The sequence below is a fragment of the Streptomyces sp. SP17BM10 genome (assembly GCF_036322405.1).
Taxonomy (GTDB): Bacteria; Actinomycetota; Actinomycetes; order Streptomycetales; family Streptomycetaceae; genus Kitasatospora.
Map to the genome: position 1 here is coordinate 1 of NZ_JAQYXB010000145.1, position 330 is coordinate 330.

The 330-nt window shown below is 92.7% G+C and carries 1 pseudogene; it reads left to right on the plus strand.

Going from position 1 to position 330, the window contains the following annotated elements:
• Window positions 1–75: pseudogene (locus PUR71_RS00525) on the plus strand (phosphate signaling complex protein PhoU); the annotation flags it as partial.
• Window positions 76–330: the final 255 nt, after the last annotated feature.

Consider the following 330-nt stretch of genomic DNA (forward strand, 5'->3'; position numbering starts at 1 on the left):
CTGGAGCGCTGCGGCGACCTCGCCCGGCACGTCGCCAAGGTCGCACGGATGCGCTACCCCGAGTCGGCGGTGCCCGGCAGCGGGGGGGGGGGCCGGCCGCGCCCGGCGCCTGCCCCCCCCCCCCCCCCCCCCCCCCCCGGCCCGTCCGAGCGCCCTGCCCGGGCGCCCCCGGCCCCGCCGGCGGGGGGGGGGGGCGCCCCCCCCCCCCCCCCCCCCCCCCCCGGCCGCGGGGGGGGGCGGGCCGGGGGCGGGGGGCGGGGGGCTGGCGGGGGGCCCGGCGGCCCGCCGCGCCGCCCCCCCCGCGGGGGCCGCCCCGCCCCCCCCCCCCCC